Here is a 12,488-nt window from a genome sequence, read left to right on the forward strand (position 1 = left end):
ATTACACTTGTAATTTTTTCATTTTTTTAATCTCATTTACCAAAAAACAATTTCTCATTTTATAAATCAGAAAACGCTTCATAGATACGATTCATAGCTTCTTCCACCGTCTTTCTCGGTGCTGCTATATTGATTCGCTCAAAGCCAATTCCTTCTTTTCCAAAGATAATGCCTTCATCTAACCACAGTTTTGCTTTCTTTTGTATACGATTCTCTAAATCTTTTAATTCCAAACCATATTCATTAAAATCTAGCCATACTAGATAGGTTCCTTCAGGTATTGTTAACACTACTTTTGGTAATTTCGTATCAATAAAATCTTTAACAAAATTTATATTCTCCCATAAGTAAACTTTTAATTCTTCAAGCCAATTTTCACCTTGCGTATATGCAGTTTGACATGCAATAATTCCAAAGATGTTTGGTTCATCAAAACCAGTTTTACCCATTACTTTTTTAAATATTTTTCGAATTTCCGGGTTAGCAATAATAATATTGGATAGCTGCAGACCTGCTAAATTAAATGTTTTACTTGGTGATGTACATGTAATCGTTATATTCTCTACCTCTTTGCTTATTGAAGCAATCGGAATGTGCTTTTTCTCACCATATATAAAGTCTTCATGAATTTCATCTGCAATAATTACAACATTATGCTTTAAGCAAATATCCCCGATTCGCTGTAACTCATCTTTTGTCCACACACGACCAACGGGATTATGCGGATTACATAATATGAATGCTTTCACTGAATTTTCAATAATTAAATCTTCAAATTTATCAAAATCAATTGTATAAACACCTCTATGATCTTTTATTTCATAGTGCAATGAATTATTAATCAATCTTCTTCCATTCTCAAGAACAGTATTTGTAAAAGGGTAATACACTGGATTTTGAATCATAACTGCATCTCCCTCTTTTGTAACCGCTCGCAATGCCATGCTAATTGCAAATACTACACCTGGTGTATATACTAACCATTCGGGTTTTGCTTCATAGTTATGTCTTGTTTTCATCCAATTAAGTACTGTCTTTTGATACTCTTCTTTCGGGTATGTATATCCAAATATCCCATGTTGTGCTCTTTTCACTAATGCGTCAGTTATCTCTGGTGCTGTAGCAAAATCCATATCTGCTACCCAAAGAGGCATGACGTCTTTATCTTTTCCTCTTTCAATAGCAAAATCATATTTTAAAGAATCTGTATTTGTACGATCAATTATTTGTTCAAAATTATATCTTCCCATCTGTCAGCCCTCCACGTTTAATTTGTGTTATTATATGCTTTCTATTTCAAAATGTCAATGCCTTTTCCTATTTTTTTGATATGATTTATCTACAACTTCAAAATTTGCTTTATTTCGGACAAAATATTGATGTTTTTATGGAAGTTTTTGCTCTCGTATGGTATACTCGCTTCTATAAACACTAGTTATTTACTATACTATAATTTTGACACAAAAAATCATACACATCATTTTAATTTTACTTAGGAGTTGATTTCATTGTTTTTTACTATTCCCCTTAATACCAAATCGAAAACACCACTATATGAGCAAATATATACTTACATAAAAGAGGAGATTCGCAACAATTCGCTTCCTTATCAGGCAAAACTTCCCTCTACACGAAATCTTGCAACCTATCTGCAAGTAAGCAGAAATACGGTTGATATGGCTTATTCCCAGTTAGTTTCTGAAGGCTATATTGAATCCAAATCCAAGTCAGGTTATTATGTTTGTCAAATTGCAGAAGTTCTTACCATACGCGAACGTGTCACAAACAAGCAATTGCAACAATTACCAAAAGCAAGACCTCACTTTTCCTATGATTTTTCTCCATTTGCAATTGACATTCACCATTTTCCTTATAACACATGGCGCAAGCTATCAAAGGAATGCTTAAACAACGCAAATAACGATATTTTCCTATTAGGTCATAAACAAGGGGATGCCAGTTTCCGCGAAGCCATACAAACGTATATTCACGAGTCTCGTGGTGTTCAATGTGACAAAGAACAGATTATCGTAGGCGCTGGTGTTGATTATCTACTACAATTACTAGCCGGATTACTTCAATCTACATCGCATACATGTAAAATAGCAATGGAAAATCCTACTTATACACAAGCATATCGTATCTTCCATGGTCTTGGAGTGTCAACATGCTGCATTCCCCTCGACGCTTCTGGAATCCATATTGATGCACTCAAAATCTCCGAAGCGAACATTGCTTACGTAACACCATCACATCAATATCCTTTAGGCGTAATCATGCCCATCAAACGACGCCAAGCTCTTTTACAATGGGCTAACGAAGCCACGAATCGTTATATTATTGAAGATGACCATGATAGTGAGTTCCGCTATAAAGGAAAACCAATCCCTGCACTACAAGGGCTAGATCGAAACGATAAGGTTATCTATATCGGAACATTCTCAAGAGCAATTGCCCCCGCTATTCGTGTTGGCTTTCTTGTTCTTCCACATTCATTACTTGAGTTGTATAAGACTAAGTTCAACTACTACACTTCTACTGTTTCAAGAATTGACCAATCTATCTTGACCGAGTTTATTAATGGAGGATATTTTGAACGACATCTAAATAAGATGCGTAAGCATTACAAAGGAAAACACGATACATTACTCCAAGCCCTCAAGGTATTTGGGAACAAGATTTCTATTCGTGGCGAACACGCTGGATTACATCTTGTTGTAACATTTCACACTTCTCTTAGGGAAGAAGAATTGATTAAAAAGGTAGCTGAATCTTCCATTAAGTTATATGGTTTGAAAGAATTTTTTATCAGTTTTGATGATACATTACATTACGAGCCAACTATTTTGCTTGGTTATGCTAACCTTACCGAGGAAGAGATTGTTAATGGTATTGAACTTTTATACGAATCTACAGCAACATATTTTCTGTAATTCGCATGCCACCATCCTGAATCGCTATATTTTCACACAAAAAAGCTTCTACTTGACTAGGGTAGAAGCTTCTTTTTTATAAATAAATATATCTAGGAGTTATTATCAATGGAATGGCAAGTTCCAATAATAATTTTTGTAACTATCTTTGAACTCTACCTGAACCATCTCCACCAGCTAATTTTGAAACTTCATCAACACTAACTTGGTTGAAGTCACCTTCGATAGAATGTTTTAAACAACTTGCTGCAACAGCAAATTCGATTGTTTGTTGTGGTTCAAAATTATTTACACAAGCGTAGATTAATCCACCACCGAAAGAATCTCCACCACCAACACGGTCAACAATGTGCATTAAATAGCTCTTACTAAAGAAGAAATCTTCTCCGTTATAAAGCATAGCTGCCCAGTTGTTATCGTTAGCTGAGATAGAACCTCTTAATGTGATTGCTACTTTAGATAAGTTGAAACGCTCTACTAATTGTTTTGCAACATCTTTGTATCCTTCATGGTTAACTTGACCAGTAGTTACATCTGTACCAGATGCTTTGATACCAAATACGTCTGCTGCATCTTCTTCATTTGCGATACATACATCAACATATTCACAAAGTTTACCCATTACTTCGCCAGCTTTTTCTTTTGACCATAATTTGTTTCTGTAGTTAAGGTCACATGAAATTGTAATATTTCTTTCTTTCGCTGCTTTACATGCTTCAAGGCAGATTTCAGCTACATTATCACCTAATGCTGGAGTAATACCTGTGAAGTGAAACCATTCTGCTCCTTCAAAGATTTCATCCCAGTTGAAGTCATCTTTTGTTGCTAAACAGATTGCTGAATTTGCTCTATCATAGATAACTTTTGAAGGTCTTTGAGAAGCACCTTTTTCAAGATAGTAGATACCAACTCTTTCACCACCACGAGTGATGTTTGATGTATCAACACCAAATTTTCTTAATGAATTAACAGCTGCTTGTCCGATTTCATGTTTTGGAAGTTTTGTTACGAACTTTGCATCTAAACCGTAGTTTGCTAAAGAAACAGCTACGTTCGCTTCTCCACCACCAAATGTTGCACCATATGTGTCCGCTTGAACAAAACGGTAATATCCTTCTGGTGCTAATCTTAACATTAATTCTCCAAATGTAACAACTTTCTTAGACATATATAAATCCTCCTAAAACGATACGTTTTCTTATTTTTGTAGTAAATGAATAGCAAATCCGCCAACTTCGTCTGTTAAATAAACAGCAACCATCTTTTTCTTGTCGTTGTATTTTGCTGTTTCCATGTTAACTTTTACTCCGTTACGCTCTAAGTAAGCAATTGCACGGTCAATATAGTTTGTCTTAATTGCGATATGACCATTTGCTCCTAGATATGGAGTTTTCATAACTTCAATTGCAGTACCTGCAAACACAGAACTGTTTCCTACTTTCTTTGTAAATCCAAAGATAGAGTCAAATTTTCCTGCAACTTCTTCTGCTTCATTATCATCGTTTGCATTGATTCCAACGTGAGCGATTTCAAATCCTAACATTAATTCAACTGCTTCTTTTGTAAGTGCTTTGATTTTATCAAATTCACCTGCGTTAATCATCTCGCCACTTACCATCCAGCTACCGCCACAAGCAATAATTTTATCAAAATCTAAGTAGCTCTTTAAGTTTTTCGCATTGATTCCACCAGTAGGCATGAATTTCATATTTACATATGGAGCTGCCATTGATTTAATCATGTTTAGACCACCTGCTGCTTCTGCAGGGAAGAATTTAACTACTTCAAGACCTAATTCAATTGCTGCTTCCACATCACTTGGATTTGCTGTTCCTGGTGTAATAGGGTATCCTTTTTCCACACAGTATTTTACGATTTTAGGGTTTAAGCCTGGGCTTACGATAAATTTAGCACCTGCTGCCATTGCTTTATCAACTTGTTCTGTTGTTAATACAGTACCCGCTCCGATTAACATATCTGGGTATTCTGTAGCCATAACACGAATTGCTTCTTCCGCAGCTTCTGTACGGAATGTAATTTCTGCACATGGAAGTCCACCTTCACATAATGCTTTTGCTAATGGAAGTGAATCTTCCACGCGGTCTATTTTAATTACTGGTACAATACCAATTTTTTGAATTTCTTCTAATACTTTATTCAATGTTTTCTCCACCTTTCCTTGGTAAATATATTTATTATTGAGGTTGTTTTCCGATGTATGCTAAGATACCACCATCAACATAAAGGATATGTCCATTTACAAAGTCTGATGCATCAGATGCAAGGAATACTGCTGGGCCAGATAAATCTTCTGCATTTCCCCAACGAGCTGCTGGAGTTTTTGCGATAATAAATTGGTCAAATGGGTGTCTTGATCCATCGGCTTGTGTTTCTCTAAGTGGAGCTGTTTGAGGAGTAGCGATGTAACCAGGTCCAATACCATTACATTGAATATTGAATTCACCATATTCCGATGCAATGTTCTTTGTTAACATTTTAAGACCACCTTTTGCTGCTGCATAAGCAGAAACAGTTTCACGTCCAAGTTCACTCATCATAGAACAGATGTTAATAATTTTTCCATGACCTTTTTTAATCATTGAAGGAATAACAGCTTTTGCAACAATGAAAGGAGCGTTTAAGTCAACATCAATAACTTGTCTAAATTCTTCTGCTGACATTTCATGCATTGGTACTCTCTTAATAATACCAGCGTTGTTTACTACGATATCAATTACACCAACTTCTGCTTCAATCTTAGCAACCATTTCATTAACTTGTGCTTCATTTGTAACGTCGCAAACATAACCATGAGCCTTGATTCCAAGTTCTGCGTAAGAAGCTAATCCTTTTTGTACGAATTCATCTTTAATATCACAGAATACTACTGTTGCACCTGCTTCTGCATAAGCACTTGCCATTGCAAAACCAATTCCGTAAGAAGCTCCTGTTACAAGTGCGATTTTTCCTTCAAGTGAAAAACTATTCATAATATTTGCCATATCATATTCTCCTTTTCTAATCTCAATTATATTAGTAGTTGTGTAAATACTTACAATTCATTTTTTATTTTAGTAACTATTCAGAATTATATTCTTCTGAATAGTTACATTTTGCATTACATAATATCTGTCATTGCTACAGCATCCATATCATCAAACGCTTGATTTTCTCCAACCATTCCCCAGATAAATGTGTATGCTCTTGTACCACATCCTGAGTGGATTGACCAGCTTGGTGAAATAACTGCTTCTTCATTTCTCATAACGATATGTCTTGTTTCTGTAGGTTCGCCCATGTAGTGGAATACACATGCATCTTCTGGCATTTCAAAGTATAGATAAACTTCCATTCTTCTATCATGTGTGTGACATGGCATTGTGTTCCATACGCTACCTGGTTGTAAACTTGTCATACCCATTACTAATTGACAGCTTTCAACTTGTCCAGGAAGGATATACTTACAGATTGTTCTGTGATTTGATTCTTCTAATGAACCTAATTCAACTTTGTTAACATCTTGAACGATAACAACGCCTTCTTCTTCTGTTCCTTCTGGTTTAATTAATACAGTTGGATAAGCTTTGTGAGCTGGTGCACTGTTAAAGTAGAATTTAGCTGGGTTTTTATCATCGCTGCTTGCAAATGTGATATCTTTTGATCCCATACCAACATACATACCCTCTTTGTATTCAAGTACATATTCTTTACCATCAACAGTTACAGTACCTTTACCACCGATATTGATAATACCTAACTCTCTTCTTTGCAAGAAGTAATCTGCACGGATTTCTTCACCTGCTGTTAATACAAGTGGAGTTACTGGTACTGCAGCACCTGTAATGATACGATCGATATGACTGTATACTGTTTTGATTTCTCCTGCTACAAATAAGTTTTGAATAAGAAACTCTTCTCTAAGTCTTTCTGTTGTGTAATGTTTTACGTCTCTTGGAGATGCGGCTGTTCTAAGTTCCATGGTAAAACCTCTCTTTCTTTTTCTACGTTATATGATTTCCATTTCAATAATTAACATTCATGTTTTCATTTCGTTATACTCAGTATAGCATACAAATACCCCTAAATCTCGTTATTTCGGTACATAAAACTTGCATATTTTGAACATTTAGAGTATGATAATATTATTAAATATGAAAATACGGCAGATACAAACTATCTAAGCCCTTATCAACTCACGAAAACAACTTATAAAAAGGAATGAATACATTATGGAAAAATACACCTCCTGTAAGAAAGCAATTGAACACTGTATTAGTAATAAATATTTTGCAGTTGCTTATCTTTGCAATGAAGAAAAAACAATGAACATTCATATTCACGATTGCTATGAAATGTACTTCTCTATATCGGGCGGCAAACAATTTTTGATTGACAACAAATTCTACGATATTGATTCTGGTGACCTATTCGTTATCAACCAATTTGAAAGTCACTATCTTACGAAAATAGATCAAATGGTACACGAAAGAATTGTCGTTTCCATTCACCCGGATTTCATTAAAGCATTATCCTCTGAACAAACCGATTTAGCTACTTGCTTTACAAAACGTTCACAAGGATCCGCTCATCGTCTTCATCTTACTGCCGAACAGCAAAAACGCTTCCAGTACTACATAAACAAGATTACCTCTGTCGACAACTTCGGTGGTGATATTATTGAAAAAGCCTGCTTTATGGAGCTTCTTGTTATGATTAATAATATCTATATGGAAACATTAAATCTCGGCTCTAATGTAAGTGATTATAAGTATAACCAACAAGTAGAGCAAATCATACAATACATAAACCAAAATATCTGCGAACCTATTACGATTGAATATCTTGCAAAACACTTTTACCTCAGTGATTCCTATATCTGCAGAATATTCAAATCAGCGACTGGTACAACAATCAACAAGTATATTACCGCACGTAGAATCAGTATTGCCAAATCGCTTCTTTCTTCCGGAACAAGCGTAAATGAAGTTTATTCGCAAAGTGGTTTCAATGATTACAGCAACTTCTTGAAAGCATTTACAAAAGCGGTTGGTGTTTCCCCTAAAAAGTACGCTTTATATAGTAATTCATAATAGCAATAACTTTTCATAACTATGTATCTATAAAAATAAGGCTGTAGCAAAATGAAAATTATCTTACAATATCTTGTCATGTTATTTTAAAAATATCATTGCATATTATTGTAGTTAATACTCATTTTGCCACAGCCTCGTTTTATCGACTCTGTTTAAAATAATCTCTTCCAAAATCACTATCACGAAACATCTGCGCCTTTAACTCTTCTAACCCATTAAATTTGCGTTCTCCGCGTTTATACATATAGAAATTCACTTTAATTATCTGTCCATATAAATCATTGTCAAAATCAAACAGATAGGATTCTACTCCCGGTCTTGTCTCTCCACCAATTGTCGGTTTATATCCAATGTTGGTAATCCCTTCATATTCTCCATATTCCGTTTCCATCATTGTAACATAAACACCATTTGGTGGCAACAGTTTATCCGCGTTTGGATAAATATTTGCGGTCGGCATTGACAACATCTTTCGCCCGATTTGATTCCCGTATACTACAGTGCCTTTCATACTATACTTTCTTCCAAGCATAGCATTCACTTTTTCCATATGACCCTCCAAGAGCTCTTGGCGGATTACAGAGCTACTCACAATCTGTCCATCTAACATCACTTTATCAAACACGATTAGTTCATATCCATATACAGAAGATAATTGCTCTAACAGTTTACTATCACCTCTACGCTGATAACCAAATGCGAAGTCACTTCCAACTACAATCTTCTTTGCACGCAACTTCTTGCACAGAATCTGTTCAACAAACATCTCCGCTTCCATACATCGCATCTCTTCATCAAATGGATACGATATCATCACTTCTATCCCTAACTGTTCAAGATATTCCTTTTTCTCTTCCTCCGTAAACAAATTTCCTTCTATAGAATCCGTTCTTATCTTTTCTGCAAATGAAAATGTAAATACAACAGGTTTAAGTCCCTGTTTCTTTCCGGCAAGAACTTCTCGGATTAGAAGTTGATGACCAATATGGATTCCGTCAAACTTCCCCAATGTAATCGCTGTATCGCACTCCATATACATCTCTTCTTTTTCTATAATATACTCCATAAAAGCTCCTTAACTAGTCGTTATTAACCAAGAAACATCTTAATTGGTTTAAGCATCGAAGCACCTTGCCTCTCATAAATCGCGCTAAATTGACCATCTATGTTATAAATCCTTACCTCTTTATGCTCAGCCAGCAGTTGTTTCATCTCTTCTTCATTCTTTACGTGTTCTAATTTTAATGGATTACCATTTGCTAAAAATCGATTTCCTTCTTCATTCACATATACTTTAGGATAGTGCGGAAACATATCTGCAACAGAAATCATATGTTCTGTAAGTTTCCCTTCCTGCTGTAATTTCTGCGCTTCACCAAGCGTTATCGCATCTGCTAATAGGAAATTACTAACCTTTGTACGAACCAAACTCTTCATACAGCCTCCACAACCAAGTGCCTCACCTATATCATGGCATATTGTACGAATATAAGTTCCTTTCGAACATGCCACTCTCATTCGAATCTCATGACAATCCTCTGTAAGTTTGATTTCAAGTATTTCAATATCATGTATGGTTATTGGTCTAGGTTTTCTCTCTACTACTTTCCCTTCCCTTGCTAGCTCATATAATTTCTTACCATTCACTTTTAATGCAGAATACATTGGCGGAATTTGTTCAATATCGCCTATAAATGAACTTATTACTTCTCTTACCTGTTCTTCTGTTACTTGAACTTGCGATTCCTGTAACACTTCGCCAGTAATGTCTTGTGTATCTGTTACCTTACCTAAAAGTAACACTGTTTCATACTCTTTATCCTTGTCAGTAAGTAAATCACATAATTTCGTTGCATTTCCAAGGCAAACTGGTAAAACACCTGTTGCATCAGGGTCTAATGTTCCTGTATGACCTATTTTCTTTTGCTTCGTTATTCCCCGGAGTTTTGCTACCACATCATGAGATGTAAAGTCTTTCTCCTTATATATATTAATAATTCCATTAATCAATGTTTTCTCTCCTGCGTCATCTATTGTTCTTCTTGCCCTTTTAGTTGCACATCAATATGTCTAACTATATTATTAATAACATCATGCATAACACCTTTTAGAGAACAACCTGCTGCCTTTACATGACCACCACCACCGAAATATACTGCAATCTTACTTACATCGATATCACCATTTGCACGCATACTTACTTTATAATCCTGTGAATCTGTTTCATATATGAAAACAGCAACTTCTACTCCCTCTGTTACACGCATCTGATCGATTATTCCATCTAAATCACTTGAAGTCACTTCGTAGAAATCCATTATTTTTTTACTAAGTGTTGACACAATACATTTGCCATTCAACACAAGAAAACTTTCAAGTAAACATCTTCCTAGAATTTGATTTTGATGATATGTCTTTTGATAGAAACTTCCGTCTATAATTTGCGAAGAGGAAACACCTTTACTTAACAATTTTCCTGCAATCATCATTGTCTTTTCCGATGTATTCGAATGTTTAAACACTCCTGTATCATGTACAATACCAAGATACAACGCTTCCGCTGTTTTTAATGAAATCTTATCTTCATCAAACATCTCGTATAAAACTTCACAAGCCGAACTTGCATCTGCATAAACATAATTATCATCTGCAAATTTTGTATTACTTATATGATGATCGATACATACCGTCTTTTTTGCCTTTTCAAATATCGCTTGCGCACTTCCCAGACGGTCAATACTTCCGCAATCAAGAGATAGAAACAAATCATAGTTCTCTATATCTGTATTATATTCTGTATTAATTCTATCCAACTCCGAAATCATATGAAATGATTCTGGTTTTGATTCTAAAAATATATCTATTTGAATCTCTGGTCTATTCTCATGTATGTAATGATACACCGCCATACATGATCCTACGCAGTCCCCATCTGGACGTATATGGCCAGATACTGCAATTGTTTTCACTCCATCTACTATATCTAATAATTTCCTTCCTATCAGCTTACCCTCTTCTCAGTTCCAATACTACTATTTTCATCTATACACGTAACATAATACCATACAATTTTCGAAAAATCTACTTCTCAAGTAAGTGCAAATCCATAGTAGTGCATTTTTTCATAAGACATACTTTTCTATTTCCACGAACAAGAAACTTCTTATAAATCAAAAAGGCAATCTTCATTAGGTTGTAAAATCTACAACTAACAAAGATTGCCCTCTAATCTAGTATACTTATTAACGTTTAGTTATCAGATTCAGAATCTAACTCTACGTCTTCTACATCATCCACGATATCTTTCGTTACATCATCAATTAATTTTGACATGTTTACACCATATTCAATTGATTGATCCATAATAAATGTCAATTCTGGTGTGTTACGAAGATTTACCGTTTTTGCTAATTGCGATCTTAAATATGGTGCTGCACTTCTAAGTCCTTCATAAGTAGATTGTTTCTTCTCTTCATCACCCAAAACACTAATATAAACTTTTGCATGTTTTAAATCTGGTGCTACCTCAACCGCAACAATCGATGTCATTGGGCTGATTCTTGGATCTTTAATTTCTCTTCTTATTAATACACTTAATTCTTTTTGCACTTCACCATTAATTCTTGTATTCTTAATACTGTTCTTTCTCATATAAACCTCATTTCTGCACGATATTATAGATTGTATCCAATATTGCAGATTGGTGTCACTTGTCTAACCGAAAACTACTTTCTTGGTACTTCTACCATTGTGTAGACTTCAACTTGATCCATTTCTTTCACATCGTTGAATTTTTCAAATACAAGACCACATTCATAACCTGCTGCAACCTCTTTTACATCATCTTTAAATCTCTTTAATGATGCAAGATCACCATCAAAAATTACTATACCATCACGAATAATTCTTGCTTGCGATCCACGTATTACTTTTCCATCTAATACATATGATCCTGCAATTGTACCAAGACCAGAAGCTTTAAACACTTGACGTACTTCAACATGACCAAGAACTTTTTCCTCAAATACAGGATCAAGCATTCCCTTCATTGCTGCTTCAATATCTTCAATTGCATTGTAAATTACACGATATAGACGTAAATCAACTTTCTCACGATCTGCCGTATCTTTTGCTGTATTATCTGGTCTTACATTAAAACCAATGATAATTGCATTCGAAGCACTTGCAAGAATAACATCAGATTCATTGATTGCACCTACACCACCATGAATAATGCGGATGGCAACTTCTTCATTGCTTAGTTTTAATAAACTTTGTTTTACAGCTTCTACAGAACCTTGTACGTCAGCCTTAACAATAAGGTTAAGTTCTTTAATATTTCCAGCTTGAATCTGTGAGAATAAACCATCAAGTGATAGTTTTGCTTTTGTATCATCAAGTAATCTTTCTCTTCCTTGTTTGATAAATGCTTCAGCAATAGAACGAGCTTCCTTATCATTTT

Annotated in this window: 12 protein-coding genes; 2 read left to right on the forward strand and 10 right to left on the reverse strand. The window is 34.9% G+C overall.

Features of this window, described 5'->3' with window-relative positions:
• Positions 1–59: 59 nt before the first annotated feature.
• Positions 60–1,250 carry a MalY/PatB family protein gene (locus RMR19_RS18420; protein WP_310604968.1) on the reverse strand — a complete coding sequence of 397 codons (1,191 nt, stop codon included), beginning with the start codon at positions 1,248–1,250 and terminating at the stop codon, positions 60–62.
• Positions 1,251–1,508: 258 nt separating this feature from the next.
• On the opposite strand from RMR19_RS18420, the gene pdxR reads away from it, so the two are divergent.
• Positions 1,509–2,933 carry a MocR-like pyridoxine biosynthesis transcription factor PdxR gene (gene pdxR, locus RMR19_RS18425; RefSeq protein WP_310604969.1) on the forward strand — a complete coding sequence of 475 codons (1,425 nt, stop codon included), beginning with the start codon at positions 1,509–1,511 and terminating at the stop codon, positions 2,931–2,933.
• Between the two features lie 142 nt (positions 2,934–3,075).
• Here pdxR and RMR19_RS18430 read toward each other — a convergent pair whose 3' ends face one another.
• The 4 genes from RMR19_RS18430 to kduI all read right to left on the reverse strand — a co-directional run bounded on the left by RMR19_RS18430 (position 3,076) and on the right by kduI (position 6,912).
• Positions 3,076–4,101 carry a sugar kinase gene (locus RMR19_RS18430; protein WP_310604970.1) on the reverse strand — a complete coding sequence of 342 codons (1,026 nt, stop codon included), beginning with the start codon at positions 4,099–4,101 and terminating at the stop codon, positions 3,076–3,078.
• A 30-nt stretch (positions 4,102–4,131) separates the two neighbouring features.
• Entirely contained in the window at positions 4,132–5,094 is a 963-nt protein-coding gene (locus tag RMR19_RS18435; RefSeq protein ID WP_310604971.1) for a bifunctional 4-hydroxy-2-oxoglutarate aldolase/2-dehydro-3-deoxy-phosphogluconate aldolase, read from the reverse strand.
• A 34-nt stretch (positions 5,095–5,128) separates the two neighbouring features.
• Positions 5,129–5,935, reverse strand: a complete 807-nt coding sequence (locus RMR19_RS18440; protein ID WP_331654788.1) for a gluconate 5-dehydrogenase — start codon at positions 5,933–5,935, stop codon at positions 5,129–5,131.
• A gap of 116 nt (positions 5,936–6,051) precedes the next feature.
• On the reverse strand, positions 6,052–6,912 hold the full coding sequence (gene kduI, locus RMR19_RS18445) for a 5-dehydro-4-deoxy-D-glucuronate isomerase (RefSeq protein WP_310604972.1): 861 nt from the start codon (positions 6,910–6,912) through the stop codon (positions 6,052–6,054).
• A gap of 250 nt (positions 6,913–7,162) precedes the next feature.
• On the opposite strand from kduI, the gene RMR19_RS18450 reads away from it, so the two are divergent.
• Positions 7,163–8,023 carry an AraC family transcriptional regulator gene (locus RMR19_RS18450; RefSeq protein ID WP_310604973.1) on the forward strand — a complete coding sequence of 287 codons (861 nt, stop codon included), beginning with the start codon at positions 7,163–7,165 and terminating at the stop codon, positions 8,021–8,023.
• 142 nt (positions 8,024–8,165) lie between these two features.
• Here the strand turns inward: RMR19_RS18450 and RMR19_RS18455 are convergent, their stop codons facing one another.
• The 5 genes from RMR19_RS18455 to RMR19_RS18475 form a co-directional block, all read right to left on the reverse strand.
• On the reverse strand, positions 8,166–9,092 hold the full coding sequence (locus tag RMR19_RS18455) for a bifunctional riboflavin kinase/FAD synthetase (protein WP_310604974.1): 927 nt from the start codon (positions 9,090–9,092) through the stop codon (positions 8,166–8,168).
• 23 nt (positions 9,093–9,115) lie between these two features.
• Entirely contained in the window at positions 9,116–10,036 is a 921-nt protein-coding gene (gene truB / locus RMR19_RS18460; protein ID WP_310604975.1) for a tRNA pseudouridine(55) synthase TruB, read from the reverse strand.
• A 20-nt stretch (positions 10,037–10,056) separates the two neighbouring features.
• A complete protein-coding gene (locus RMR19_RS18465) occupies positions 10,057–10,995 on the reverse strand; it encodes a DHH family phosphoesterase (RefSeq protein WP_310604976.1) in 939 nt (312 codons plus the stop codon).
• A 280-nt stretch (positions 10,996–11,275) separates the two neighbouring features.
• On the reverse strand, positions 11,276–11,677 hold the full coding sequence (gene rbfA, locus RMR19_RS18470; protein ID WP_310604977.1) for a 30S ribosome-binding factor RbfA: 402 nt from the start codon (positions 11,675–11,677) through the stop codon (positions 11,276–11,278).
• Positions 11,678–11,751: 74 nt separating this feature from the next.
• On the reverse strand, positions 11,752–12,488 hold a 737-nt coding region (locus tag RMR19_RS18475), incomplete at its 5' end, for a hypothetical protein (RefSeq protein ID WP_331654789.1).

The organism is Anaerosporobacter sp., from assembly GCF_031551385.1.
Taxonomy (GTDB): Bacteria; Bacillota; Clostridia; order Lachnospirales; family Lachnospiraceae; genus Anaerosporobacter.